This is a genomic window from Acidaminococcus massiliensis, assembly GCF_900095825.1.
In the GTDB taxonomy this organism is placed as follows: domain Bacteria; phylum Bacillota; class Negativicutes; order Acidaminococcales; family Acidaminococcaceae; genus Acidaminococcus; species Acidaminococcus massiliensis.
On the sequence record NZ_LT608315.1, the window covers coordinates 473,753 to 497,628 of the forward strand.

The 23,876-nt window shown below is 54.0% G+C and carries 20 protein-coding genes; 8 read left to right on the forward strand and 12 right to left on the reverse strand.

The genetic code is table 11. The annotated features are described in order from the left end of the window. Positions 1 to 79 precede the first annotated feature (79 nt). Genes BQ2657_RS02410 through BQ2657_RS02420 form a run of 3 tightly spaced genes read left to right on the forward strand, consistent with a single transcriptional unit; the run spans position 80 to position 1,998 of the window. On the forward strand, positions 80 to 754 hold the full coding sequence (locus BQ2657_RS02410) for a metal ABC transporter ATP-binding protein (RefSeq protein ID WP_075579207.1): 675 nt from the start codon (positions 80 to 82) through the stop codon (positions 752 to 754). Beyond that, positions 747 to 1,565 carry a metal ABC transporter permease gene (locus BQ2657_RS02415; protein WP_075579208.1) on the forward strand — a complete coding sequence of 273 codons (819 nt, stop codon included), beginning with the start codon at positions 747 to 749 and terminating at the stop codon, positions 1,563 to 1,565. Before BQ2657_RS02410 ends, BQ2657_RS02415 begins: the two co-directional genes overlap by 8 nt. After that, positions 1,552 to 1,998, forward strand: coding sequence for a Fur family transcriptional regulator (locus tag BQ2657_RS02420; protein WP_075579209.1), 447 nt, complete (start codon positions 1,552 to 1,554; stop codon positions 1,996 to 1,998). Before BQ2657_RS02415 ends, BQ2657_RS02420 begins: the two co-directional genes overlap by 14 nt. A 116-nt stretch (positions 1,999 to 2,114) precedes the next feature. Here BQ2657_RS02420 and BQ2657_RS02425 read toward each other — a convergent pair whose 3' ends face one another. The 3 genes from BQ2657_RS02425 to BQ2657_RS02435 form a co-directional block, all read right to left on the reverse strand. Next, positions 2,115 to 2,468: a VOC family protein gene (locus BQ2657_RS02425; RefSeq protein ID WP_075579210.1), complete on the reverse strand. Its 354-nt coding sequence runs from the start codon at positions 2,466 to 2,468 to the stop codon at positions 2,115 to 2,117. 132 nt (positions 2,469 to 2,600) lie between these two features. Then, positions 2,601 to 4,163: a PTS sugar transporter gene (locus BQ2657_RS02430; RefSeq protein ID WP_075579211.1), complete on the reverse strand. Its 1,563-nt coding sequence runs from the start codon at positions 4,161 to 4,163 to the stop codon at positions 2,601 to 2,603. Between the two features lie 137 nt (positions 4,164 to 4,300). Further along, positions 4,301 to 4,795, reverse strand: a complete 495-nt coding sequence (locus BQ2657_RS02435) for a nitroreductase family protein (protein ID WP_075579212.1) — start codon at positions 4,793 to 4,795, stop codon at positions 4,301 to 4,303. A 257-nt stretch (positions 4,796 to 5,052) separates the two neighbouring features. On the opposite strand from BQ2657_RS02435, the gene BQ2657_RS02440 reads away from it, so the two are divergent. The 3 genes from BQ2657_RS02440 to BQ2657_RS02450 all read left to right on the forward strand — a co-directional run bounded on the left by BQ2657_RS02440 (position 5,053) and on the right by BQ2657_RS02450 (position 9,699). Then, on the forward strand, positions 5,053 to 6,240 hold the full coding sequence (locus BQ2657_RS02440; RefSeq protein WP_075579213.1) for a hypothetical protein: 1,188 nt from the start codon (positions 5,053 to 5,055) through the stop codon (positions 6,238 to 6,240). A 24-nt stretch (positions 6,241 to 6,264) separates the two neighbouring features. Further along, positions 6,265 to 7,365 carry a M20/M25/M40 family metallo-hydrolase gene (locus BQ2657_RS02445; protein WP_075579214.1) on the forward strand — a complete coding sequence of 367 codons (1,101 nt, stop codon included), beginning with the start codon at positions 6,265 to 6,267 and terminating at the stop codon, positions 7,363 to 7,365. A 993-nt stretch (positions 7,366 to 8,358) separates the two neighbouring features. After that, the gene (locus BQ2657_RS02450) at positions 8,359 to 9,699 is read left to right on the forward strand and encodes an MATE family efflux transporter (RefSeq protein WP_075579215.1); all 1,341 of its coding nucleotides are present in this window, start codon (positions 8,359 to 8,361) and stop codon (positions 9,697 to 9,699) included. A 39-nt stretch (positions 9,700 to 9,738) separates the two neighbouring features. On the opposite strand, the gene BQ2657_RS02455 is transcribed toward BQ2657_RS02450, so the two are convergent. Beyond that, positions 9,739 to 11,052: an SLC13 family permease gene (locus BQ2657_RS02455; RefSeq protein WP_075579216.1), complete on the reverse strand. Its 1,314-nt coding sequence runs from the start codon at positions 11,050 to 11,052 to the stop codon at positions 9,739 to 9,741. 25 nt (positions 11,053 to 11,077) lie between these two features. Then, positions 11,078 to 11,968, reverse strand: a complete 891-nt coding sequence (locus BQ2657_RS02460) for a DUF6282 family protein (RefSeq protein WP_075579217.1) — start codon at positions 11,966 to 11,968, stop codon at positions 11,078 to 11,080. Between the two features lie 129 nt (positions 11,969 to 12,097). Between BQ2657_RS02460 and BQ2657_RS02465 the strand changes: the two genes are divergently transcribed. Together BQ2657_RS02465 and BQ2657_RS02470 are read left to right on the forward strand one after the other, a co-directional pair. Beyond that, positions 12,098 to 13,018 (forward strand): LysR family transcriptional regulator, encoded by a 921-nt coding sequence (locus BQ2657_RS02465; protein WP_075579218.1) that lies wholly within the window; start codon positions 12,098 to 12,100, stop codon positions 13,016 to 13,018. 144 nt (positions 13,019 to 13,162) lie between these two features. Continuing rightward, positions 13,163 to 14,476 (forward strand): ATP-binding protein, encoded by a 1,314-nt coding sequence (locus tag BQ2657_RS02470; RefSeq protein WP_075579219.1) that lies wholly within the window; start codon positions 13,163 to 13,165, stop codon positions 14,474 to 14,476. Between the two features lie 48 nt (positions 14,477 to 14,524). Here BQ2657_RS02470 and BQ2657_RS02475 read toward each other — a convergent pair whose 3' ends face one another. From BQ2657_RS02475 to citF, 7 genes are all read right to left on the reverse strand, one after another. Next, positions 14,525 to 16,033, reverse strand: a complete 1,509-nt coding sequence (locus tag BQ2657_RS02475; protein WP_075579220.1) for a gluzincin family metallopeptidase — start codon at positions 16,031 to 16,033, stop codon at positions 14,525 to 14,527. A gap of 14 nt (positions 16,034 to 16,047) precedes the next feature. Beyond that, entirely contained in the window at positions 16,048 to 17,565 is a 1,518-nt protein-coding gene (locus BQ2657_RS02480; RefSeq protein WP_075580955.1) for an AbgT family transporter, read from the reverse strand. A 133-nt stretch (positions 17,566 to 17,698) separates the two neighbouring features. Beyond that, positions 17,699 to 18,466 (reverse strand): TetR/AcrR family transcriptional regulator, encoded by a 768-nt coding sequence (locus tag BQ2657_RS02485; protein WP_083236143.1) that lies wholly within the window; start codon positions 18,464 to 18,466, stop codon positions 17,699 to 17,701. Positions 18,467 to 18,490: 24 nt separating this feature from the next. Further along, on the reverse strand, positions 18,491 to 19,825 hold the full coding sequence (locus BQ2657_RS02490; protein ID WP_075579222.1) for a GntP family permease: 1,335 nt from the start codon (positions 19,823 to 19,825) through the stop codon (positions 18,491 to 18,493). 11 nt (positions 19,826 to 19,836) lie between these two features. After that, entirely contained in the window at positions 19,837 to 21,012 is a 1,176-nt protein-coding gene (locus BQ2657_RS02495) for a CdaR family transcriptional regulator (RefSeq protein WP_075579223.1), read from the reverse strand. A gap of 10 nt (positions 21,013 to 21,022) precedes the next feature. Next, a complete protein-coding gene (locus tag BQ2657_RS02500) occupies positions 21,023 to 21,847 on the reverse strand; it encodes an MBL fold metallo-hydrolase (RefSeq protein WP_075579224.1) in 825 nt (274 codons plus the stop codon). Positions 21,848 to 22,340: 493 nt separating this feature from the next. Continuing rightward, positions 22,341 to 23,876: a citrate lyase subunit alpha gene (gene citF, locus BQ2657_RS02505; protein ID WP_075579225.1), complete on the reverse strand. Its 1,536-nt coding sequence runs from the start codon at positions 23,874 to 23,876 to the stop codon at positions 22,341 to 22,343.

Sequence of the window (23,876 nt, forward strand, 5' to 3'; positions counted from 1 at the left end):
GATATCATATCATATAGAATATGTTCCGTCAATAAACGCAAATCATTTGCATTTGCAATTTACAGAAAGAAGAATCGTTATGCTGCAAATTTCCCATCTTTCCTTTGCCTATGAGCAGGGTCCCTACCTGCTCCATGATCTGTCCATGGAAATCCGCGACGGCGACTATGTAGCCATCGTAGGTGAAAACGGCAGCGGCAAAAGCACTTTGGTGAAGCTGATCCTGGGACTCCTCTCCCCCAGCAGCGGCACCATCTCCAGCACCTTCCGCCGGCCGGCCTACGTACCCCAGCCCACGGATATGATCAACAAACAGTTTCCCATTACCGTCCGGGAAGTCCTGGATTATACCCGCCAGGTCCTCCAGATCAAGGACCGGAATGCGGTGGACCGGGCCCTGGACCGGATGCACATCGCTTCCCTCCAGGATCATCTGATCGGGGCCCTTTCCGGCGGCCAGTACCAGAAAGTCATGATTGCCAAAGCCCTCTTGGGCAAACCGGATTTGATGATTTTCGACGAACCTTCCACCGGCATGGACCTGAAGAGCCAGGACGACCTATATCCCCTGATCCACCATCTCAATGAAGAACGGGGGATCACCGTCATCACCGTGGAACACAATCTCCGGTATGCCGCCCACAACGCTTCCAGCTTCTTCCATGTAGTCCGGGGCCAGGGCCATTTTTGCACCCCCCACGAATATATCCAGGAATACCTGACCGAAAATGGAGGTGACTGCGCCCATGTTTGATTATGCCTTCATGCGGAATGCCTTCCTGATTTCCCTGCTGATTTCCCTGATCTGTCCCCTGATCGGCACCTTCCTGGTGCTCCGCCGTTATTCCATGATTGGGGATGCCCTGAGCCATGCGTCCCTGGCCGGAGTGGCCACCGGCCTCTTGTTCCATGCCAACCCCATCATCAGTGCCTTCTGCCTCACTTCCTTCTTCGGCCTGCTGATCGAAGTGCTCCGGGAGAAATTCCGCCGGTATGCGGAACTGACCCTGGTCATCGTCCTTTCCCTTTCCGTAGGGATCGCCATCACCATCATCAGTTCCGGCCTGGTCCACGCCAATGTGGATTTTTTCCTGTTCGGCAGCATCCTGACCGTCAGCCAGGGAGAAGTGACCACAGTGGCCATCCTGACGGTGGTTTCCCTGCTGACCATTTTCGGTCTTTTCCCCCAGCTGGTCCTCCTTTCCTTTGATGAAGACGGGGCCCGGATCCTGGGAGTCAAAGCCCGGGCCATCAATTACATCTTTTCCATCCTGGTGGCTGCCACCATCTCCGTCTCCATCCGGATCGTAGGGATCTTGGTGATCAGCTCTCTGATTGCCCTGCCCGTAGCCACTGCTCTCCAACTCCGCCAGGGATTCAAGAAGACCATGGCGCTGGCCGTCTTTTTCAGTTTCCTGGACGTCATGGCCGGTCTCCTCGCCTCCTATTACATCGGTGCCGCTCCGGGAGGGATCACGGCCATTGTCTCTGTGCTGCTGCTTCTCCTGGTGATTTTCTTCCAATCCTGCAGCCAGAAACGGGAGGTGCCCCATGCCCAGTCCTGAACCACCCCTCAATGCGGAACATCTGATCCGGCAAAGCGGCCTGAAATGCACCCGCTCCCGGCTCCAGGTGCTGGAAATGCTCCTGGCACAGCGGGAAGTGCTCACGGCCGATGAAATCTATGAAAAACTGCTCCAGACCGGAGCCCGCCTGAATTTTTCCACGGTCTACCGGATCCTGGAAAATTTCACGGAAAAGAAACTGACGGAAAAAGTCCTGCTTCCTCAAAGCCGGAAATACGGATTCCTGCTCTACACCCTCAGCCATACCCATCACCTGATCTGCCTGGGCTGCCACAAAGTAGTGAACATCGACGGCTGCCCCCTCCACGGTTTCGAAGAAGACCTGGCCCAAAAGACCCATTTCGAAATCGTGGGCCATTATCTGGAACTGTATGGGTATTGTGAGGAGTGCAGGAAAAAGGGGCGCTGCTGACGCAGCGCCCCGTCAATGTTGAATTGTCAATGGCTGAACCATTCTCTTTATCAAGAACACTTTTAATAGGAATCGTCTCTATTTGGGCAGTCCATCAATCCGGAACCCTTTATATTCTATTCGGTAAGATGGAAGGAAAAGCCTCCGATATCCTCTTTCAGATAGACAAAGATGATTTTTCCGTCAGCGTTCCGGCGGATGGTATCTTCCTGGAAAGAGATCCCTTTCCGGGCCAGGTCCGCCATGGCCAGCTCCACATCGGGAGTCTGGAGGGCAATGTGCCCATGTTTTCCCCGTTTGCTGTTCTTCATTACTTCAAACAGCCCGGAAGCAAAAATATGGGTATCATTTTCATTTCCTGTCTCCAGGTCAAACAGGCTGCATAAAAGAGATACCAGCTGTTTGGCCTCCTTTTCATTCTCACAATTGATACCCACATGCTTTAGTTTGTAAGGAATTTTGTTTGTCATGGCATATACCTCCTGAATCAAAAGACTCTGCTGCGGGAATGTATCGTTTTCTCTTTATTCTACCTGAAAAAAGTCCTTTTTGTCAGCATGGAAACAGGGGCTGTTGTACGCAACGTGCAGCAGCCCCTCCTTTTATTCTTCCTTCCCCTTCGTAAACCGATTGGCCGCCACAGTGATGCAGAAAGCACAGAAGGCGGACAGGAACATGCAAAGGGCAAAGCCCAGTACATTGTTGGACAGGGTGGGCGCCACGATGCTGGGCACATAAGCCGTCCCCCGCACATTGAAGTAGCCCACGGCCACGCCGCCTACGCCGGCAGCAATGATGGCGCCGGCCATCACTACTTTATTGGAAAACATGAAGGGATACGCCGCTTCTACAAAGGTCCCGAAAGCCATGTTGATGAACAGTCCCGGGATGGCCAGGGCCCGGTCGTCTTTCCGCCGGGGAGCCAGGATGTTGGCAGCCATGATCCCGGCAGAGACCATCACCAGCCCCACCATATCGATGGCGCCCAGGAAGGAGTTCCCGGTCTTTTCCATTTCCAAAAGGATGATGGGCAGGATGGCTGCATGGTACATGCCTCCCATGATTGCCGGCCAGATCAGGAGCCCGGCCAGGCCCCCGCAGAGCACTGGATGGATGGAGAAGGCCCAGTCGATCACATAGCGGATCCCGTTGCCCACCGCTTCCGCCAGGGGAGCAATGAACAGATAGATCAACAGGCCGGCCGCCAGCCCGGCAATACCTCCGGCCACGATATTGGCCGTGGTGGCAGGAAAGTTCAGTTTCAGACATTTGAGCAGCAGGGACTGGACCAGGATCCCGGCGATGATGCCCCCGATGATGCCCCCGATGAGCCCGCCCTTGACGGACAGGATCCCGGTGACCACCCCGGCCACGATGGCTACATCCCCCATGCCGGAAACCTGTTTGGCAGCCACCGTGGCTACGATCACCGGCAGGGCGTCGATCATCACATTGAAGATCTTTTCAAAGTAGTCCAGTCCAGGCACCTTACTGAGGATCAATGTCAGCGCCATGGCGATGAACCCGGGCAGGGAGGCCATCAGGATCCCCCGAACGCTGATCCGTGCCAGGAGGCTGGTCCTTTCTCCCGGCCCTTCCGTGGTCACGCCTCCATTCATGGCCGGACGATAGCTCAAGTTCCAAAACTTGGCCAGGGCGAATACGTTGGCAATGGCCCGGGTCCGGTTGGTGGTACCGGTGGTCCCGGAAACGGCCACCACATTGAGCCCCATGGATTGGGCCAGGGCCATGGAGGTCCCGCCAGTACCGGTGGCAGCCAGCTTCTTTTCCGCAGCAGCCGCCATGGCCCGGGCATTGGCACCCTTGGGGTCGCAGCTGGCCAGGATCAGCCCGTCCACTTTCCCGGCATCGATGAGCCCGGCAATCTTTTCATCTTCCAGGACCGCTTCCCGGTTCACTTCTTCCAAGGTTCCCCGGAAAATGACCCGAGGCTGCTCACCGTCCCAAGTCCACAATGCCGCCTTGGTTTCCGGCTTGGCCGTATCCATGGAAGCTTCTGCTGCGATGAACTGGATAGCCGCCAGCTGGATGCCCGCCGCCTTGATCTGCCGGACCATTTCCCCCAACAGGGATTCCGGATCCTTGCCTCCCAGATTGTATAGGTTTCCCCCGCTGCTGCCCAAGATTGCTGCTGCTTTTGCCATATGCATGACCCCCTCAGAAATTGAAACGGTCCGTCTTCCTCAGCCGGACCGTTTAGTTGTTTTACTTTACTCCGCTAGTGTACTAAAATATAGGGATCCTGTCAAGATGCGGCTCCCGCAGCAGCGGAATTGTCCCTTCACTCGATCCACCGGATCCATTCTTCCCGGAACCGATGATGCTCCTTGATTTCCCCTGCTGGATACCCCAGGGAAAACATGGCAAAGGCTTCCTCTTCCGCCGGCAGGCCGGCAATTCCTCCCACAGCCGCCATCCGCTCTGCCCGGGGATAGACTCCCATCCAGACGCCCCCCAAGCCCTGGGCATCCGTTTCGATCCAAAGATTTTCCAAGGCCGCACTGGTATCTACAGGGGCAAATTCCGGCAGCTGGCAGTCTTTCCGATAGCTGATGACCAGAAGCACCGGAGCCTCCGCTGCAAAGGCCGAAAAATGGCTGACAGCCGCCAGCTCCCGGATCTTTTCCCGGTCCGTCACCACCGTAAAGCGCCAGGGCTGTTGGTTGCAGGCGGAAGGAGCCGCCATGGCTGCCCGGAGGATCTCCAGGATTTTTGCTTTTTCCACCGGTTTTTCAAGATATTTCCTCACACTGGTACGATGAAACAGATTTTCCATAAGCCAGGATCTCCTTTTCCTATTTTCGTAAGTTTACTATACCAAAGCAGCCAGGCACCTGCAAGAGAGAACCCTGCTGTCCCTGTTCGAGAGATTTCATTCCAGTCATTTATTGACAGATTCCGACGTATATGATACAATCCGTCTCATATTTCACGAATCTGTAACATAAATTGTTTTGACTTGCATTCTCTGAAGAGTCTTTATTTCTTCCCTTCAGGGAATCTATGCTGTTTTACAGGAGGTTTTTTCGACAGATGAGTATGTGGGTTGCTTTATTGATTGTCCTGGCGGTCTTTGCCTTTGGAGATGTGGTTTCCCGGCTCACCCGGGCCCGGCTCTCTTCCCTGTTCGTGATCATGATGACCTTTCTGGTGCTGTTCATTTTCAAGGTCATCCCTGGGGACATCATCAAACAGGCCGGCCTCACCACATTGGCGCCCATTTCCATGGTGATGCTGCTGCTGAACATGGGGACGACCATCGATCTGGCCATGCTGAAGCGGGAATGGCGTTCCGTGGCCGCCAGCTGCATTGCCATGGGCATTGCGATCGTTTCCTGCCTGGTGCTGATTCCTTTCATCGGACGGGCCAATGCCCTGGCAGCTGCCCCGGTAATCAACGGCGGCATCATCGCCACCACCACCATGGTGAAAGCCGCTGCGGATCAAGGTCTGGCCATGACCGCTGCCCTGGCCGCTTTTCTGTATGCCACCCAAAAATTCGTAGGGACCCTGCCGGCCTCCTATTTCGGCCTGAAGGCTGCCCGCCGGTATGTGGAAGAATTCCGCCAGCTGAAGGCAGAGGACCCGAAAGCCGTCCTGTCTGAGGAAAGCCTGCCCCAGGACAGTCCCCGGCAAAGCTGGGCGGAACGGAATACCCGTCGGTTCACCATCTACATCAGCCTGTTCATCGGAGCGGCTGCCGCCTGGCTGGGCACCCTCGGCGGAAAGCTGACCCACAACTGGGTGGGGATGTTCCTGTGGTGCATGATCATCGGCCTGGTGCTCCGAAACCTGGGCCTGGTGCCCGCCAATCTGCTGAAAAAGAACGCCAATGCCAGCGGTTTCTTCATCTTCGGTGCCCTCACCGCCATCGTCCCTTCCTTGGCCAAGGTAGATTTCAGCATGCTGGGACAGCTGGGAGTCACAGTGGTTGCCGTATTTGCCGTCACCGTAGCCGGCATCATCCTGGCCTTTAAGATCCTGCCGCTCTGGAAAATCGTAGGGGACAAGGACCTGTGCATCGGCATCGCCATGTGCCAGATGATCGGCTATCCGGGCACCCAGCTGATCAGTGAGGAAATCGCCAAAACCGTGGGAAAGACACCGGAGGAAATCGACTACCTGGAAAAGCGGATCGGAACGGCCTATGTGATTTCCGGATTCACTTCCGTAACCGTCCTTTCCATCGTCGTGGCCACCATCATGGCCAAAATCCTGTAAGAGCCGGCTGGCAAGGAGGAGAAAATGGATATCATTGAAGAATTCAAGGAACTGGTCATGATCGATTCGGCTTCTGGCAAAGAAAGAGCCATTGCCGATGCCTTGACAAAGAAGCTCCGGGATCTGGGTTTTGCCGTGAAAGAAGACCGGGCTGGAGATACCTTTGGGGGCGATACAGGGAACCTGACCGCCGTCCGGGAAGGGACCCGTCCCGGTGCCATCCTGTTCTGCAGCCACATGGACCGGGTGGCCAAAGGGCTCAGCATCCATCCTCAGGAAAAAGACGGCTATCTGGTATCTGACGGCACCACCATCTTGGCAGCCGACGATGTGAGCGGCATCTGCGCCATCCTGGATGGGGTACGGCGGGCCATCGCTTCCCAAAAGCCCCTGCCCCGGCTGGAAATCGCCTTCACAGTGGGAGAGGAAGCCGGTCTTTGGGGAGGACGGGCCCTGGACCTGTCCCAATTCCAGAGCCCCTTCTGCTATGTGCTGGACAGTCCTGGCACCCTGGGCCGGCTGATCAACGGAGCTCCCGGCCTGGCCAAACTCCAAGTAGAAGTCCGGGGCAAAGCGGCCCATGCAGGGAACGAGCCGGAAAAGGGCATCAATGCGGCCCATATCCTATGTCATATCCTGGATACCCTGAAAGACGGCCGGTTGGATGAAGAGACCGTCTCCAACTTCCCCCTCCTGGGCACCGGCAACACAGCCACCAACATCGTCTGTGCCCAAGCCTGGGCCAAAGGCGAGAGCCGCAGCCGGGATCGGAAAAAGCTGGAAGCCTATATGGCCTACTTCCAATCCCATTGCCAGGAAAGTGCCCAAGGAACCGGAGCCGCCGTCACCACCCAGGCAGAAATCTCTTTCGCTCCCTTCCTGCTGGAAGAAAACGAACCGGTGATCTGCCATGCCCGCAAAGCCCTGGAAGCCATGGGGATCGAGCCCCGGATCGAACAGGGCGGCGGAGGGATGGATGCCAACATCTACAATGCCAAAGGCCTGCCCTCCTTAGGAGTGGCCACCGGCTATACCAAAAACCACACCTTGGAAGAGAACCTAGACCTGGCCAGCTTCACCCGCAGCGGAGAACTGGTAGCAAAACTGATTGAAACCATTTCCTGAATGGACTAATGGGCTGTTGCATGCGCAACAGCCCATTCTTTTTCTCTCCCCTTAGTGTAAAATAGTTCTCGGTAAAAAGTGAAACGAGCAGCACCGAAGAGGAAGATAATGTCAGGAAACTGCGGGATTACCTGGAACGGAATTGGGAACACCTGTTACGGATTGCAGTACTGAACTGGTGACAAGAACGGCCCCAAAGTCCGCCCTGTGAGGGGCGGGGGACCGTGCGGAGCACGGTGGTGGGGGCATCGGCGACAGCCGATACTTCGCAGGACCGGCCGAAAACAAGGGAGTGTCTGGCAGAAGTAGAAATATGATGACCGCAGTATCCATTGCTGGCTCTCAGGTAGATAGTTTCCATACCACCGTCAAGGTATTCGGTCCTTTCAGGACCTCATGCCCCCACCACCGGGCAAGCCCGGTCCCCCGCCCCTGCAGGGCGGACTTGGCCTCTGGCCTTGCTGGTATTTTGTGCGGGTATACATCGATTCTCCAGGAGCCGGGAGGGCAGGCCCAGGAGGAGTCGGCGGGATAACATCGGCAGTAGTCGCTTCACGAGTGGAGCACGCGGGCGAGGCCATCCGGCTTCCTGGTCCATAGCCGCTGCCTTTGACCGTCAGGGCAAGGCGATAGGCTGTGAGCCTCCCGCCAGGGGACGAACGGGTCTGCTCTCCCGGCGGAGAGCCTTCACGGGTGAAAGGGTATAGAAGCTTTTTGCCCTCTGGGCGGCCGGGATGGGCTTCCCACGGGAAGCCCCTACAGCGTCAGGGTCAGAGTATGGTACAGATGGCGGACCGCCTGGTGTGCGGACCCTACAATTCTGTGCTCTGCACTCTGCACTTTCGGCCCATGAATGAATAACTATACTGTGGTGAAGGTCCTCCTGAGAACTTGTTGACACATACGTGCCGGGATCGGGAAATATAAAGAATCGGAAAAGTATGTTATAATAAAAGTTAACGACTATAAACTCTCCAAAAGGCAGGTGATTCCATGGTACATTCCAAGACGAAAGATATGACGGCGGGCAGCATTCCCCGCCTGATCCTGGAATTTGCCCTGCCCCTCATGATCGGCAATATTTTCCAGATGCTGTACAATACGGTGGATTCCATCGTCGTAGGGAATTTCGTAGGGACCCAAGCCCTGGCCGCCGTCAGTTCCACCACCATGATCACCAACATGTCCGTATTTTTCTTCAATGGGTTCTCCATCGGAGCTACGGTGATCATCGGCAAATATTTCGGAGCCAAAGACCACAAACTGCTCCACCGCGCCGTAGAGACCACCATGGGGGCCACCTTTGCCCTTTGTCTGCTGTTTACCGTATTTTTCCTGGCCGGCACCGATTTCATGCTCCGCTTCATGAAGACCCCTGCCGATGTATTCGACCAGGCGGCGCTGTACCTCCGTATCTACTTTGCCGGCGTCACCGGCCTTCTCCTCTACAACATGGGCAGCGGCATCCTCCGGGCGGTGGGAGATACGAAACGGCCCCTGTACTTCCTGATCCTCACCAGCATCCTGAATATCTTCCTGGACCTGCTCTTTGTCCTGGCTTTCCATTGGGGCATTGCCGGTGTGGCCTATGCCACCATCCTGGCTCAGTTCATCTCTGCCGGGGCCACCATGGCCGTCCTCCTGCGGACCCGGGATATCTACCGTTTTTCCTTTGCAGATCTGTGCCTGGACCGGGGGCTCCTGAGCCAGATTTTCCGGGTGGGCCTGCCCACGGCCATCCAGAGCATCATCACCTCTTTTTCCAATATTTTTGTCCAGTCCTATATCAATTTCTTTGGAGCCATCGTCATGGCCGGCTGGGGCTGTTACAACAAACTGGACCAATTCATCATGCTGCCGGTCCTTTCCATGGCTATGGCTGCTACTACCTTCGTAGCACAGAATATGGGAGCCCACAATGAAAAGCGGGCCATCGACGGAACCGTCACTTCCATCCTCATGAGCCTGGCCATTACAGGGGCCATCGCTGCCCTGCTTTTCATTTTTGCCGATACGTCCATGCGCCTATTCACGGGAGACGAACCTGTGATCAAAGCCGGCGTAGCGCTCATCCACATCAATATTTTCTTCATGCTCTTCAACTGCGTGAACCAGGTCTTGGCCGGTGCCCTGCGGGGACGGGGCGATTCCATCGGTCCTATGGTCATCATGCTGCTGTCCTTTGTCCTGATCCGCCAGATCTACCTCTACCTCATGACCCGATTCATCAGCAACACCCCGCTTACCGTCGGTTTCGGCTACCCAGTAGGCTGGATGACCTGCTGCGTGCTAGAGGTACTGTATTTCTATCTGTTTTGGAAGCATAGGAAGTGAAAAAAGAGGAGCTGTTGCGCACGCAGCAGCTCCTCTTTTTTACAATACAAATGCCACGATGAAATTATAGGCAGCCGCTGTCAGTACACTGACAGGCACAGCCCGGAGCAGCAGCTTGTTGAACAACGTGTTCCGGTCCTCCTCTTTGGGTGTGGACCCTAGGATCAGGGAACCGCCGGAAGAAAAGGGGCTGATGGCACTGGACTGGGCGCCCAGTACGGTGCAGGCAAAGAGCACGGCAGCCGACAGCCCGGTACTTTCCGCCAGTCCCGGAATCAGCGGGAACAAAGCCGGTGTCACGACGCCAGTGGTGGAGCTGAAGAAGCTCATGATGGCGGCGATGATGGAGAAAGCCAGGGGAATCAGAGGCGTGGGCACATGGGCTCCCACCCAGGCACTGAGCATCTTGATGGTCCCGGCCTTCACCGCTACGGCAATCAGCATGCCGGCTCCGGCAATCATGATGATGGTATTCCAGGGAATCTTCGAAATGGCTTCCTTCTGGGGAGCCAGCTTCATCAGCAAGGCGATCACCGCGAAAATAATGGCCACCAGGCCCACATCCACTTTAGCGGCCAGGTAAGAGATGGCTGGATTTCCCGGCATCAGGATCTTCAGCAGCGGGAAGATCAGGACCACCACCATCATCACCAGCATCAAAGTCAGCGTCCGGCTCTGGATCGGGGTAAAAGGCTCCGGTTTTTGGAAGGTCACACCCTGGCCGATATTCCGGTTGGCTTTGATTCCATACCGGAACACCGTAATCAGGAGCAGGGAGAAAACAAGAGAAAGCAGGAAGATTTCCATTTCCATGTTGAATGAATCCATAGGTGCCTTGACTTTCAGGGCCTCATAAGCGGAATCGGAGAGACCGCGGAAAATCACCCCCAAGTTGGACGTAGGGAAATTCCCGCCGCACAGGGCTCCGCAGTTGATGGCCACAGCCCCGGTCAGTTTGTCCATTTTGGATTCATCACAGATCAACATGGTGATGGGCGCCAGGAAAGCCAGTACAGTAAAATACGTCGCTCCCATCACCGAAAGGATCACCGCCACTCCAAAAAGAGCGTAGGGCAGCAGACCCGGAAATTTCCGGCAGGAATACAGCAGGGATCCGGACATCTTTTCCAGGGTCCCGTTAATGGCAGCCACATTGTAGAACAGCGAAACGGATAAAATCACAAACATGGTACTGACAGGCCAAAAACCGATGATGGCCTTCGGTTTCAGCCCCATCACCAGGCACCCGATCAGATAGGCAAAGACGATACAGAACAGGCCGGTGTTCAGGCCGGTCTTATAACCCAGATAAATGGCGATGGCAATGGATAGGATAATGACGGCACTCAGCATATGTGTTCCTCCTCCGGATCAGGCTTCAGTCCTTGGCTGCGCCCACAGGTTCCTCTTTGATGCCCAGCAGACGGTAGGGAATGGTCTTGGTCATGTAATAGACCTGTTCTTCCGGGATCCCGTATTCCACCAGGTAATGCATGTATTCATAGATTTCCGTTTCCCAATCCGGGTTTTCCGTCTGGCCTCCGTCCGTATCCACCATCACATGCTGGTACCCCACGGCCTGGATCAATTCGGCATTTTCCCGCAGATTCAGATGGTACTTCTTCCCTTTCCCCATATTTTGGGCATAGCACCGTTCCAGGATCACATCATAATCTTTCACCAGCCGGAGCTGATCTTCCAGGGTATAGCCGCAGACCCACCATTCCGGATGGGTGATCACGATTTTTCCCACGCCGGCTTTCTGGGCAGCTTCCACCACCACAAAAGCTTCTTCCGGAGAAACATGGGCCGTTGCCAGCACCGCATCATAGTCTTTGACCAGACGGAATACGGTTTCCAGTTCCGGGATCACTTTCCCGTCTCGGATCAGCTGGATTCCATCAGCGGGATCTTTCCCCATTTTTTCCAGATGCCGCCGGGCCGACTGGGTAGGCAGCCAGATGACCTTGGCTCCCAGTTTCAATCCCTTTTCCACAGCCTCCGGATTCACGCCCCCGATGACTTTGTTCATCACCACGCCGCCATACATGGTGAACGGAGTGTTTTCTCCATAGACTTTTTTCACATAGGCATTGGCAATGGCCGCCCGATTGACCGTAAAGCCCAGATGGGATTTGATGACAATGGCACGGGCCCCCACCCTGACAGCCGCATCAGCCAGCTCCAGATCGTTGTAGGCCCGCAGCCGCAGGTCCGGATTGGTGTGGACGTGCATATCGCAAATTCCCTGCAAAGATACTCTGCTCATATTCTTCTCCCCTTGTTTCACAAGTATTCTGAATAGCCTTGCTTTTAGTGTAGCTTGTGCAAGGCTATTGCAGAACGGGAGAATATGCTATATGATGTATCGGAAAAACCGATATCCAAGGAGGTTTCTATGGATCTGCGCGAACTGCATTACCTGATTGCCATTGCCGAAGAAAAAAGCATTTCCCGGGCGGCAGAACGGCTGTATATGGCCCAGTCCAGCCTTTCTCAATTTTTAAGTATGACAGAGGCCCATCTGGGCTATCGCCTGTTCATCCGGACCGCCAGCGGTGTCCGTCCCACGGACCAAGGCAAACGGCTGATCCAGTTTGCCCGGGATACCCTGACGGAATTCCACAGAGCCAAAGATGAAATGCAGGACATCAGTGAACTGAAAGGAGGCAAGGTGATCCTGGGGATCAGTTCTTTCCGGGGATCCTTCCTGCTGCCCCCGGTCCTCCAGACCTTCCGGACCCGCTATCCGGGCATCCACGTCCAAATCGTAGAAGAAAATTCCCTGGATCTGGAACAGATGCTGCTGACCGGAGAAATCGACCTGGCCCTCCTGGTTATGCCGGAAAAGCACAGCCGCATCCAGACCCGTTTCCTGATGAACGATGAAATCTGCCTGATCACCCATCCCAGCCACCCAGTGATGGAGCTGGTGCACCAGGGCCAGGACGGGCAGCATCCCTCCCAGCTTTCCCAATACATCGATATCGAAGAAGCCGCCCAGTTCGAATTCCTGCTCAGCGGCTACGACACCATCCTGGGACGGGAAGCCCGCAGGATTTTCCTGCGCCATGGGATCAACCCTACAGCCTACAATGAAAATCTTTCTGCCCTGTTCGCCGCTTCCCTGGGAGCCAACGGCCTTGGCCTAGCCTTTACCTATGCCAGTTCCCGCCAGTATTTCCACAAAGCCCAGCTGCTTTCCTTGGGCAAAGACGGCACCTCCATCGCCCTGGGCACCGCCATGGCCCCGGGCCGCTACCATTCCAAAGCCACCCAGGCCCTGGATCAGGTGATTTTCGAGACACTGGGGAGATGAGAGACAATCCATAAAAAATAAATTTCGTACCAAAAATATTGCAAAATCAATATTTTTGGTACGAAATTTATTCTATGTACAGCCTATTTCCCTTGAAAAATATTGTTTTATGAGATATGATGGACAGGAAAGGAGGTTCCATCCATGCTGAAACGAAAAATCAATCAACAACTGGCAGCCTGGAAAAAGCGACCGAATCACCAGCCTCTCATCATCAAGGGAGTCCGGCAATGCGGAAAGACCGCTTCTGTACTGGATTTTGCCCATTCCCACTATGCCCATACTGTTTATCTTAATTTTTTCGAAAATCCTCAATATGCCAAAATATTCCAGAACAGCCTGTCCGTGGATACCCTGACCATGCTCATGTCCGTCCAGCTCCCAGACGCGGTCTTCGAACCGGGCAGCACCGTTATCATCTTGGACGAAATCCAGGAATGTCCAGAAGCCCGGACGGCTTTGAAGTTTTTTAGCCTGGACGGGCGTTATGATGTAATCGCCACAGGGTCTCTGCTGGGCGTCAGCGGCTATGGAACCCCCAAATCCATCCCAGTGGGCTATGAACAGCTCATGATCATGTATCCCATGGATTTCGAAGAATTCCTTTGGGCCCAAGGCATCAAGCCGGAAGTCATTGGTTTTCTCCGCACCTGCCTAGAAAAAGAACAGCCCGTTCCTTCAGCCCTCCATGAAAAAATGAGGGAACTGTTAAAGCTGTATACGATTGTGGGCGGGATGCCAGCTGTCGTCCAAAGCTTTGTAGAACGGCACAATCTTCAAGAAGTCCTTCTGCTCCAACGAAATATCATCCATTCTTATGAAGATGACATGGTCAAGTATGCAGAGAATCGGGATAAAGGCCGCATCCGTCAGTGCTTTGCTTCTATTCCCCGGCAGCTGGCCAAAGAAAATAAGAAATTCCAATATTCTGTAGTAGAGTCCCGGGGCAATGCCAAAAAATTCAGCAGTTCCCTCCAATGGATCGAAGATGCCGGCATCATCTGCCGGTGTTACAATCTGTCTCTGCCAGATTTGCCCCTGGAAGGGTATGCGGTGGACAACATATTCAAAGTCTATATGGCAGACACAGGACTTTTCGTCAGCATGCTGGAAGACGGCACCCAGTCAGATATCCTGCACGGGAATATGTTGGGATACAAAGGTGCCATTTATGAAAATCTAGCCGCTGATTTTTTCCACAAAATGGGACGAAAACTGTACTATTTCCATAAGGATTCCGGGCTGGAGATTGATTTTGTCATCCGTTTAAAAGGAAAAGCCACTCTGGTAGAAGTAAAAGCCACCAACGGGTACGCCAAGAGCCTGAAAACCATCCTGTCTCAGCCAGAACGGTATCCAGTAAACCAGGGAATCAAACTAGCCGACACCCAGCTGAACCGCCAGGGAAAAATCCTGAACCTGCCGTTCTATATGGGATTCCTGCTGACGGAAGTATAAACAAGGGACTGCTGCAGAGCTAGAGTCTGCGTTCAGAAACGGCGCTCATTATTCCTTCTCATTAAACAGATATTTCTTCTCCAGATACCGGAGGAAAGGACGGGCATCCAGCCCCTTGCCCGTCAGCCGCTGGAGCATTTCCGTCCCCGTAAACATACATCCGTACTGACGGATATGGCCATCCAGCCATTGGTTCAGCCGGGCAAAATTCCCCTGGCTCAGATCTTTTTCATAATCAGGGAGATCTTGCTGCAGCCGTTCCAAGATCTGCCCATCATAGATATTCCCCAGGGCATAGCTCTGGAAATACCCGATATAATCTCCGGCCCAATGCATATCCTGGAGGATCCCTTCCGTGTCATTGGCCGGCTCCACGCCCAGCCATGTCCGATATCCTTCATTCCAGGCATCCCGCAGTTCTTCTGCTTTGATCTTTCCCGCAAAGACATCCCGTTCCAGCTCGAACCGCAGGATGGCGTGCAGGCTGTAGGTCACTTCATCTGCAGAAATCCGCCGGGGAGAAGGTTTGACCCGATTGACAGCCCGATAGAAAGTTTCTTCTGCGACTTCCTTGTAGCGGGGAAATACCTGCTGCAGCAGGGGATAATAATGCTCCCAGTAGCCCCGGCTCCGGGCCACCATATTTTCATTCAAACGGGACATGGCTTCATGGAAGCCTCCCTCGATGCCTCCCCACAGGTCCGCCCCATTCACTTCTGCATTACCCCCTGTGGCATACATGGCATGGCCGGCTTCGTGCATACAGGTAAAGATCAGCGCAATGCTTCCATTCCGATACGTGGAAATACGGGAATCCCGAGGCCCCAGAAAAGAAGTGAACCCATGGACCACTTGATCATTGAAATGGCCCTTTTGCGGATCGTACCCGCTCTCATAAGCCAGCTGATGGGCAAAGGCTTCCATCCGGTCTGGGTCCTCCTGCTGCTCCAAGAAATCATCCGCCGGGCTATTTTGCGCAGCCAACGGAAGCTTTTCCAGCAGCTGACGGATTCCCTGCTTCAATACCGTGAACTGTCCACTGACTTCCCGGCAGTCCAATCCTTCATCCGTCATCCCCACCAAAGTATCAAACGCAGGCTGTCCCGGTTCGATTTTTTCTGCAATCTGCTTTTTCAATTGGAAAGCCTGTTCCAGCCAAGGTCTGAAAATATGGTAATCCTGCTGCTTCCTGGCTTCCTGCCATTTCTGCATCAAAGTCACTCGTAACAGGTTGTACTGTTCCAGGACTTTTCGGGGCATCCGCACCGCATTGCGGTACCGGAACAGAAACAGGCGGACCAAGCCTCTTTCCAGATCAGAATCAATGGTCTGCCAATCCCCTCCCGAAAAATAAGCAAAAGCTTCTGCGGCCCCAGGAGATGTAAACAGGGCGTTTTTCTGATCAGCGACAAACGAGCCCACCTGCTGCCGATAGGCAGCACCTTCCGGGGGAAGCGCAGACCACTGATCCAGTTCGAACAGGGATTCAATGGATTTGTAACAGCGGAACGCATGATTCAGCTCTTTCACCACAGCAAGCTGTTCCTGATATCCCATGATGGCTCCTCCTCTCAGTGCAGGAAGACGCCGGCGCCCGGTCCCAACGGAAGATTGAACGCCATCCATACACAGACTTGTACGATCCAGACCAGCAGGAAAGCAATGGAGTACGGAAGCATCAGGGAGATGATGGTTCCGATCCCGGTTTCTTTATTGTATTTCTGGGCCATCCCAATGACGATGGGCAGATAGGGATAGATCGGGGTAATGGGATTGGAACAGGAATCCCCGATACGGTACACCACCTGGGCAAAGGCCGGAGAATATCCCAGCAGCATGAACATGGGCACAAAAATGGGAGCAAAGATATACCATTTAGCTGAACCGCTGGTCATGACGAAATTCACCAGGGTGGTCAGCAGGATCATGCTGAGGACCAGCGGGATTCCCGTAAAGCCAGCATTTTTCAGGGCATCGGCTGCATTGACGGCAATGACCATACCCAGATTGGTATACCCAAACATGGCGATGAATTGAGCAATGACAAAGACAAGGACAATATACCCCGTCAAGGAGCGCAGAGAATCAGCCATCATGACCGGAACCTGGTTCATGTCCTGGATGGTCCCCACCGTTTTTCCGTAAACAATACCGGCCAGGACAAAATACAGGATCAGGATCGGTACCAGTCCGTTGATGAAGGGAGAATTGATGATGCTGCCTTCTTTCCCGCGCAGCAGGCCGTTTTCCGGCACCAGGCACAGCAGCAGCAGGAACAGGAAGAAGAGGGTGAACAAGCCGGTCTTCCGCAGGCCTTTTCTTTCAATATCGGTGATCTGCCGTTCTTCCGCTTTTTCCGTTCCCTGATACACACCCAGCCGAGGCGTGATGATCCTGTCATTGACAAAGACGCCCACTGCCGTCAGCGTGAAACAAGAAACAAACATGAAATACCAGTTGATGGCAGGAGTCAAAGTGACAGAAGGATCAATCAATTGGGCCGCCTGCTCTGTGACCCCATACAGCAGCGCATCCGTCCCCGTCAGGATCACAGCCGCCGTAAATCCTGCATTGGTAGCCGCATAGCCTGCGATCAGCCCTGCCAAAGGGTTTTTCCCCACTGCCTGGAACGCGGCCGCCGCCAGGGCTGGCACAACGATAATGGAAGCTTCGGAAGCAATGCTGCCGTTGATCCCCAAAAATAGGACCGTTGCGCTCAACGCCCACAAGGGAACCCCCAGGATGGCTTTTCTCATGAACGTGGTCAGGAGTCCGGCCCCCTCTGCCAGGCCAATGGCCATCTGCATCGCCAGCACAAGCCCTAGAGGGGCAAAATTAGAAAAGTTCTTCAGCATATTCTGGAGCAGCCAGACCAGACCGTCCCGACTGATGATGCTGCGGACAGCGACAATTTTGCCGGTGGTCGGATTGGTGACCTGGACCCCCATCCCAGCCAGGACGGCTGACAGGACCATCAAAGCTCCTGTGATGTACAGAAAAAGGATGAACGGATGAGGCAATGCATTCCCGATTCGCTCAATGGTCCCCAAAAACCCCTTCATTTTTGGTGCTGCAGCATTTTCAGCCATATTCTTCCCTGCCGCTTTCATAAACATCCCTTCTTCACTCGATTTTTAAATATGACCGCGGTCATATTTATACATTGATTATAGTGCAGGGGACTCCCTGTGTCAATTTCCTGGATAAGGCAGTTTGAAAAAGTCATTTTTGAAAACCTTGCAGCAATGCGTCTGTAAAATCCTTTGTCTCTTTCCGCAAATCGAAATTCCCATTTTCCATGGTCCATTCATAAAATACCCCTCTGATGGCACGGATCAGCCAGATGGTCATTGTGTGAGCAGTCCACTTGCGGCAAAAGATCTTTTGTTCCTGCCCCTGTTCAAAAAAATGCTTGAAAAGCTGATAAAGCGGACGATGGTAATCCATTTCTCCCTGCTCTGCCGGATTTTTATGCAGCTGTTGAATATATAAAACCCGTATCAGATCCACTCCGATGGTTTCACAGGTGAATCTGCAGGATTCCCCAATCAAGTTCTGGATCGCTGTCAGTGGCGAACAAGGATACGGAAGCCGGGCTGCCGTTTCTTCATACGTATCATCATAGTAATGGAGCATTTCTGTAACCACGGCTGCTTTAGAGGGGAAATGGATATAGAAAGTCCCTTTGGCCGTCCCTGCTTCCCGGGCGATTTCACTGATGGAAACATTCTCGTATCCTTTTTCGCGGAAAAGCCGGAGAGCCGTTGTATAAAGCTCCTTTTTGGTCTTATCCCCTTTCGTCTCTCTGTGCTTTCCTTTTGCCTGCTCTTCGATTTGACGCGACATAACGGCCTCCTGTTTCCTTATATTCTTTCTATTAGTATAACAGATAGAAAATGGTGCTGGGAACTTCTTGGCTGGCCCGAAAAGAAAAACAGGGCTGCAGGACATCGGTTTTGCTTGCCGATATCTTCTGCAGCCCTCTTGCATAGGGAACGCTGTACGGTCTTTTTCTCAGTGCACAAACAGGACGGACAGGATGTATACCACAATGATGGTAGTGATCCCCATGACTCCGGTCATACCGGTCTGGCATTTATAAGCCTGGGAAGTACTCATATCCGAAAACTGGGAGACCACCCAGAAATAGGAATCATTGGCATGGGAAACGGTCATGGAACCGGCCCCGATGGCCATGATGATCAGCACCCGTCCCAGAGGAGAGGTAAAGCCCATGGCCCCCAGCATAGGAGCCACCATGGCGGATGTGGTGATCATGGCCACTGTGGAGGCCCCCATAGCGCATTTCAGCAGTGCCGCGATGATAAAGGGCAGGAACACCCCCACCCCCATGCCCATCAGAGAAGAGCTGATGACATCGGCAATGGGGAGCTTCTGGATGATGGCCCCAAAGGACCCGCCGGCCCCAGTAATGGCCAGGATCCCTGCAGAACTGGTGACCCCTTCCGTCACCCAGTCCAGCACATTTTTCTGTTCACTGCCGGGGATCAGGGTCATGGCCAGGAACACCCCTAGGATCAGGGCGATCACCGGATTCCCGATGAAGGAGAAGAAATATTTCACTGCCCCATTCCCAAAAGGAGCAGAAGGGAAATCCCCGATGGATTTGATGGCAATCAGCAGGATGGGAACCAGGATGGGAGAGAAACTGTGGAGAGCCCCCGGCAGTTTTCCGTATTTTTCCACCAGTTCTTCCACTGTGAATTCTGGATTGGCCGGAATATCGATCTTGGAAGAAATGTATTTGGCATAGAGATAGGCTGCCAAGGTAGCCGGGATGGAAATCACCAACCCTACCAGGATGGTCAGTCCCAGATCCGCATCCAGGGTCCCGGCCATGGCAATGGGGCCAGGGGTCGGTGGAACCAGGCAGTGGGTGGCATAAAGGCCTCCGGAAAGGGCCGTAGCCATGACCGCCAGGGAAATATTGGACCGAGCTGCCAAAGCCCGGGAAATAGGGCTCAGGATGACAAATCCAGAATCACAGAAAACCGGGATCCCGGTCACATACCCAGTAATGGCCATGGTCAGCACACTGCGGCTTTTCCCCACCAGTCCCAGGATGGTATTGGCCATGGTCAGAGCCGCACCGGTCTTTTCCAGGATGGTCCCGATGATGGTCCCGCAGAGGATGACGATACCGATATTCCCCATGATGCTGCCGAACCCATTTTTGATGATGACAATGACCTTTTCCGATGGGATTCCGCAGACCAGCCCTACCAGGACAGAAATCACCGTCATCACCAGGAACGGATGCATATTGAATTTCTGGATGGCAATGATCATCAGCAGTACAGCAACGAAAATCACCAGAAAATAGAACATGATACTCCTCCTTACTTTTTCCCCTTGTTCTCTGCCAGCAGCAGACGGATCACAAATTCTCTGGCAAACCCTGAAGTATTCTCCAGGCCCAGTCCTTCATACAGTCGGTGGAGCCGATACTGCAGGGTGTTCTTGTGGATGGCAAGTCTGTCCGCCGCTTTCTGGAGAGCTCCTTCTTCCTCATAATAAGCCCGCGCCGTATCCAGCAGCATCCGTACCTGGCCAGGAGAGACTTCCTGCTCCAGTTGATGGAGTTTCCGCCGGGCCAGGGCACCACCCCCATGGTTTTCCATCCGGGCCAAGAGATAACAGACGGCATCTTGGGGATTTTCTGCAGAAGCAACAGCTCCTTCCCCCTCCTCCAGAAGGAGCTCCACTTCCCTCCCCGCTTCCGGCAGTTCTTCCAAGGTTCCGCAGCAATGGCTGGCCGCCAGCTTCAGAAAAGATTTCCGTTCTGCCTGATCCAGGAGTTTTCCCAAGAGACCCTCTCGGATTTCTCCTAGATTCCGGAGCCGTTCCCTTTCCCCTTTTTCCAGAGAATGGAGCACCAGCAGGATCTGGCCCGGCATCCCGAAAAGATTTCCCCGGCGGAGCAGCCGGTCCGTTTCCCACCAACTGTCCATCTGTTCTGCCAAGTCCTGGAGCGTTTCCGTGTCCTGCTGCGCTCCGATCCCCAGCAGTATAAAAGGCGGCTGCAGCTGCAGTCCTAGCGCCCGGCAGAGGCTCTGGGCCTCATCATTTTCTTCCCGGATCCCGGAAAGCAGCATCTGCAGCAAACGGGTGCGGTTTTTCTGGCGGGATTTCTTTTTCCGGTACTGCCTCTGCTGCCGGAAGAACTGGGTCACATAACCCCCCAGCAGATTCGCCGCATCCCGGATTTCTTTTTCTTCTCCGTAAAGTCCCACCACCCCGATGACCTGTCCGTTATCCAGTATGGGCAGATTGGCGCCTTCTTTGGCCCCAGGATATCGGCTCACATTCTGCGCATCGATGATCACCGGTTTTCCGGTTTCCGCCGCCAGCCGGGCTCCATGATGATAGGTCCCGATCCGTTCCTTTTCTGTAGAAGCCAAGATGGTCCCATCCGCCGCCATGATGTTGATGGTCCGCCCACTGACCAGAGGAGATGTCGCTTCTACAAAAGCCTGGGCCAGAGCTGCAAATTCCGTCTGTTTCAAGTGGTTCATAGTCTTCCTTTCATTCCAGGAATAAGGTATCTCCCGCCCCGAGATACATGGCATGGAGATCCGGTTCTTTCCTGACCCGTTCCCGGAAGGTTTCCCCTGTACAGTGGTTGAAGCCGATCAATTTCATCCCGAACTTCTTCATCTGCACCAGGGTTTCCCCGATCCGCGCTTCGGAAGCTTCCATCAGGTGGGTACCGCCGGCCACCCCGATGATGGGCTGTCGGTATTGTTCCTGTACAGAAGACAGGATGTTCAAGATTCCCGGATGGGAACAGCCCACCAACACGAACAGCCCTCCCTTCAGCTGATGGACCAAACAGATCTCATCGTCGAAGAGATCCGGTTTCCATTCCTCACCTTGACGCAGCCGGAACCGCTCCGGAATGGTTTCGAAGGAATGGCTCCGCCGGAATCCTGTCATCACGGAAACGGAAGGTGACAGCGGAAGCACTCCGCTGCACTCTTTGTGGAGGATACCCTTCTCTTCCAGGAAATTTTCGTCGAAACCCACCCCCAGATAGGTGGCCCGGATGTCTTCCACCGCGTATTTTTCTGTAAAATATCCCTTCCCGGTCACAAAAGGCGCCCGGACCCCCGCTTCCACAAAAGCCGGGTATCCTCCCCCATGGTCATAGTGCCCATGCCTGCCCACAGCAAACTGGATGCTTTCCAGAGGCACATCCAGCTTCCGGGCATTTTCCACTGTGTCCGGGCCCGGTCCAAAATCGAACAGGACCTTTGCATCCGGGAACTGGGCATAGAAAGACAGGCCGTGTTCATGCATCAGGCCAAGATTCTCTCCAGCGCAGTTGTCCATCAGCGTAACCAGTTTCATCGCCTCACCCCATTCTTCAACAAACGCCAATGAATAGACAAATAATTCTAACTTTATTATAGCAAACCCCATTATTTTTTCATTGGTCTGGGGACTAAAATTCCAGATTGTTTTTTGGCACCGTCTCTATTTCGTTTTCTTACCATTCCCCTCCCGATTTTCAGCTGTCTTTCCCCATGATAGACTTGCTTCAAAATCTTCCATATGTGTCATTCGCTTCGCTGAAGGGCTGAAAGAGTAAAATCCTATAAAAATATCGAGGCCTTGTGGACAATTCTGTTCACAAGGCCTCTTATCTTACGGTAGAATAAGACGTTCTCAAAATACATTTCAATCCGACCGCCATGAAGATCTGACTAAAAGATAGAAATATTTTCTTTTTATTTTATCGGAAAAGCTTCCATGAAAAGTGCGTTCAAACAAAGGAATCCTTAACAAAAGATTAAAGGGGCTGTGAAAAAATGATCTTTCATTTTTTCACAGCCCCTTTGCTTCATAATTCGTGGATCACATCGATGATGCTGCCATCCCGGTATTCCACCACGCCGCAGATCTTGTCGCTGAGTTCCAGGGGAGAGGCTTTGCCGGAGAGCTTCACGGCTTTTTCCCGCAAGGCTTCGATGGAAGTGAGGGGCAGCCCTTTGCCTTTCAGGCATTCAGCAATATCCGGGCGCCGAGGATTCACGGCGATTCCATATTCTGTCACCAGTACATCCACACTTTCGCCCGGGGTGACTACGGTGGTCACATGGTCCAGCAGCATGGGCAGGCGTCCCCGGAGGAGAGGCATGGTGATCAGGGTCATCTGGGCTCCGGCTGCCGCATCCGGATGGCCGCCGGGAGCGCCCAGCAGTTTGCCATAAGAATCCGTCAGTACATTCACGTTGAAATCCACATCGATTTCCGTAGCACTGAGCACGGTGAAATCCAGCATGTTCACATAAGGACAGGCGGAGAAGGGATTGGCATAGGCGGAAGCAGAAATCTCGTGATGTTTGATATCCGTCCGCAGGGAATCGATGGCGGTCAGATCGAAGTCCTGGGGATCATAGAAGGTCTTGATCAGTCCTTCCTTCAGCATCTGGACGTGGAACCCAGAAACCCCGCCGACCCCGGCAGCTGCTGTATAGTTCTTTTTCAGCATCTCCTGCCGGATGTAGCCGGCCGTAGCGATAGCCATGCCGCCGCTGCCGAACTGGAAGACCATATTGTCATGGAAGTAGGGTGTAGCAGCGATCACCTGGGCAGCGTACCGGGAAATCAGCAGTTCCGCCGGGTTCTTGCTGACCCGGATGGAGCCTGTGGCAATGCCGGCCGGATCCCCGATGGAATCCACGGTGGTCACATAATCCACCTGGGTCTGAGGAATGCTCACATAATCCAGTGGGGTATCGGAAAGCCCGTCGGTGACGGCAATCACATGGTCCGCATACTCTGCATCGGGCATGGCATAGCCCAGGGATCCGCAGGCACTCTTGCCTTCCACCCCGTTCAGGTTGCCGAACCGGTCGCAGGCAGGGGCTGCAATGAAGGCGGCATCGATATGGAGCTCTCCTGTTTCAATGGCCCGGGCCCGTCCTCCGTGGGTACGGAAGATGGCCGGTTTTTTCAGGCCGCCTTTCTGGATGAAGCTCCCCAGCTTGCTCCGGGCACCGCTGGTATCCACGGCCGTGATCACTCCGCTTTCAAAATAGGGCAGCAGGCAGTCTTGGACCTTGCTCAGGGAAGAGGCAGAGAGGGTCAGGTCTTTGATCCCTTTTTTGGCAATGGAGTCCACCACATACAGCATGACCGCATCTCCGTTCCGCAGGCAGTGATGGAAAGAGATGGTCATCCCGTCTTTCAGCCCAATGGCATCCAGGATGTAATCCAGGCTTTTCACTTTGTCCGTACCGGGACGGAAGAATTTGACCGGGCGGGGAGCCATCCGAGAACCTTCCGGATGGGCATTGTAGGCACCGGAAAAGGCCTGTTTTGTTTCCCATCCAGGGACTTTCCGGATTTGTTCCATATATTTTTCGTCAACCAT

Coding starts and splice junctions, on each gene's coding strand:
- BQ2657_RS02410 (WP_075579207.1), top strand. CDS start 80: ATGCTGCAAATTTCCCATCTTTCCTTTGCCTATGAGCAGGGTCCCTAC.
- BQ2657_RS02415 (WP_075579208.1), top strand. CDS start 747: ATGTTTGATTATGCCTTCATGCGGAATGCCTTCCTGATTTCCCTGCTG.
- BQ2657_RS02420 (WP_075579209.1), top strand. CDS start 1,552: ATGCCCAGTCCTGAACCACCCCTCAATGCGGAACATCTGATCCGGCAA.
- BQ2657_RS02425 (WP_075579210.1), bottom strand. CDS start 2,468: ATGACAAACAAAATTCCTTACAAACTAAAGCATGTGGGTATCAATTGT.
- BQ2657_RS02430 (WP_075579211.1), bottom strand. CDS start 4,163: ATGGCAAAAGCAGCAGCAATCTTGGGCAGCAGCGGGGGAAACCTATAC.
- BQ2657_RS02435 (WP_075579212.1), bottom strand. CDS start 4,795: ATGGAAAATCTGTTTCATCGTACCAGTGTGAGGAAATATCTTGAAAAA.
- BQ2657_RS02440 (WP_075579213.1), top strand. CDS start 5,053: ATGAGTATGTGGGTTGCTTTATTGATTGTCCTGGCGGTCTTTGCCTTT.
- BQ2657_RS02445 (WP_075579214.1), top strand. CDS start 6,265: ATGGATATCATTGAAGAATTCAAGGAACTGGTCATGATCGATTCGGCT.
- BQ2657_RS02450 (WP_075579215.1), top strand. CDS start 8,359: ATGGTACATTCCAAGACGAAAGATATGACGGCGGGCAGCATTCCCCGC.
- BQ2657_RS02455 (WP_075579216.1), bottom strand. CDS start 11,052: ATGCTGAGTGCCGTCATTATCCTATCCATTGCCATCGCCATTTATCTG.
- BQ2657_RS02460 (WP_075579217.1), bottom strand. CDS start 11,968: ATGAGCAGAGTATCTTTGCAGGGAATTTGCGATATGCACGTCCACACC.
- BQ2657_RS02465 (WP_075579218.1), top strand. CDS start 12,098: ATGGATCTGCGCGAACTGCATTACCTGATTGCCATTGCCGAAGAAAAA.
- BQ2657_RS02470 (WP_075579219.1), top strand. CDS start 13,163: ATGCTGAAACGAAAAATCAATCAACAACTGGCAGCCTGGAAAAAGCGA.
- BQ2657_RS02475 (WP_075579220.1), bottom strand. CDS start 16,033: ATGGGATATCAGGAACAGCTTGCTGTGGTGAAAGAGCTGAATCATGCG.
- BQ2657_RS02480 (WP_075580955.1), bottom strand. CDS start 17,565: ATGGCTGAAAATGCTGCAGCACCAAAAATGAAGGGGTTTTTGGGGACC.
- BQ2657_RS02485 (WP_083236143.1), bottom strand. CDS start 18,466: ATGCAAGAGGGCTGCAGAAGATATCGGCAAGCAAAACCGATGTCCTGC.
- BQ2657_RS02490 (WP_075579222.1), bottom strand. CDS start 19,825: ATGTTCTATTTTCTGGTGATTTTCGTTGCTGTACTGCTGATGATCATT.
- BQ2657_RS02495 (WP_075579223.1), bottom strand. CDS start 21,012: ATGAACCACTTGAAACAGACGGAATTTGCAGCTCTGGCCCAGGCTTTT.
- BQ2657_RS02500 (WP_075579224.1), bottom strand. CDS start 21,847: ATGAAACTGGTTACGCTGATGGACAACTGCGCTGGAGAGAATCTTGGC.
- citF (WP_075579225.1), bottom strand. CDS start 23,876: ATGGTTGACGAAAAATATATGGAACAAATCCGGAAAGTCCCTGGATGG.